Source organism: Nocardia sp. NPDC051900 (assembly GCF_044452545.1).
Classification (GTDB): Bacteria; Actinomycetota; Actinomycetes; order Mycobacteriales; family Mycobacteriaceae; genus Nocardia; species Nocardia sichangensis.
In genome coordinates this window covers 1-1,859 of record NZ_JBITBU010000072.1, presented here as the reverse complement: position 1 = coordinate 1,859, position 1,859 = coordinate 1, and the positions used below count along the sequence as shown (strand labels likewise).

At 64.2% G+C, this 1,859-nt stretch carries 2 protein-coding genes; both read left to right on the top strand.

Annotated elements, in window-relative coordinates; genetic code table 11:
- The first annotated feature begins 26 nt into the window (after positions 1-26).
- Positions 27-800 (top strand): oxidoreductase, encoded by a 774-nt coding sequence (locus ACIA5H_RS37750; RefSeq protein ID WP_397081155.1) that lies wholly within the window; start codon positions 27-29, stop codon positions 798-800.
- A partial coding sequence (locus tag ACIA5H_RS37745; RefSeq protein WP_397081153.1) for a Ni/Fe hydrogenase subunit alpha occupies positions 787-1,859 on the top strand: 1,073 nt, incomplete at its 3' end. The genes ACIA5H_RS37750 and ACIA5H_RS37745, both read left to right, overlap by 14 nt.

The following is a 1,859-nucleotide window of genomic DNA, read 5'->3' as shown; positions in this document are numbered from 1 at the left end:
GAACCATTGCTGGCGGTGCGTGAACTATGACGAAGACACCGACACTCGCGGTGTGGAAGTTCACTTCCTGCGATGGTTGTCAGCTCACCTTGCTCGACTGCGAGGACGAACTGCTCGCTCTCGCCGGCCGGGTGCGCATCACGCACTTCGCGGAAGCGTCCAGTGCCATGGAGCCCGGCCCATACGATGTCTCACTGGTCGAGGGTTCGATCACCACGGAAGAAGAGCGACGCCGGATCATCGAGATTCGCGAGCGATCCCGGATTCTGGTGGCGATCGGGGCGTGCGCCACACACGGCGGAATCCAGGCGCTGCGCAATTTCGCCGACGTCACCGAGTTCACCTCGGTGGTGTATGCCAGTCCGGAATACATCGCCACCTTGAGCACCTCCACTCCCATTTCCGCGCACGTACCGGTCGACTTCGAGTTGCGTGGCTGCCCGATCGACCGGCGGCAACTGCTCGACACCCTGTGCGCGTTCCTGGCGGGCCGCGCGCCCGACATCCCGAACACGAGCGTATGCACCGAGTGCAAACGTCGCGGCACCACCTGTGTCATGATCGCCGAGGGGATTCCCTGCCTGGGTCCGGTCACGCAAGCGGGATGCGGCGCCCTGTGCCCGGCGTATCACCGTGGCTGCTTCGGTTGTTTCGGTCCTATGGCGAATCCCAACATTCACGCGCTGCTTCCCATCCTGCGAGTCAATGGCATGGACACCGACGACATCGATCGCGTTTTCGCCACCTATGCCGCAGCCGCGCCGGAGTTCGCGAACAGGAACGGCGATGAGTCGGCATAGGCAGCTGAAAGTCGGCACCCTGGCTCGTGTCGAGGGCGAGGGCGCGCTGCGTGTTGTCATCACCGACGGGCAGGTGGAAAGCACCGAGTTGAATATCTACGAGCCACCGCGGTTCTTCGAAGCTTTTTTGCGTGGACGCGCCTACACCGAGCCGCCCGATATCACCTCCCGCATCTGCGGGATCTGTCCAGTGGCCTACCAGACCAGCGCCTGCAACGCACTCGAGCAACTCTGTGGGGTGGAGTTGGACCGACCACTGGCCGATCTGCGCAGGCTTTTGTATTGCGGCGAATGGATCTCCAGCCACTCTCTACATATTCATCTGCTGCACATGCCCGACTTCCTCGGCTACCCGGACGCGATCACGCTCGCCGCCGATCAGCGCGAACTCGTCGAGGAGGGATTGGCGACGAAACGAGCGGGCAACGCGCTGCTCGAACTCCTCGGCGGCCGGGCCATCCATCCCGTCAACGTCCGGCTCGGCGGCTTCTACTCGGTCCCCGAACGCGCCGAGTTCGCCGCCGTGATCGAACAACTGCGCCGTGCGCGAGACCACGCGACGAACACCGCACTCCGGGCTGCGCGGTTCGAATTCCCTGAGCTGGAACTCGAATACGATCTGCTGGCGGCGAACGATCCGGACCGATACGCCATCGACCACGGTGACGTGCACACCAGTACCGGGCTTCGCTTCCCGGCTATCGATTTCCCGAATCACGTACGAGAACATCAGGTTCCGCACTCCACCGCCTTGCACGCGACGCTCGACGGCGCACGCTACCTCACCGGGCCGTTGGCCCGATACACTCTGAATCACCACCAGCTGTCACCGATCGCCCAGCAGGTCGCGGCCGAAATCGGACTCGGCGCGCACTGCCGTAACCCCTTCCGCAGCATCCTGGTTCGAGCGGTCGAAGTCGTCCACGCGATCGACGCGGCACTCACGATCATCGACGGTTACGAACGCCCCTCCCGCGCCGCGGTTCCGGTCGCTCCTCGAGCCGGCACCGGGCACGGCGTGAGCGAAGCGCCTCGCGGCCTGCTGTACCACCGGTACGA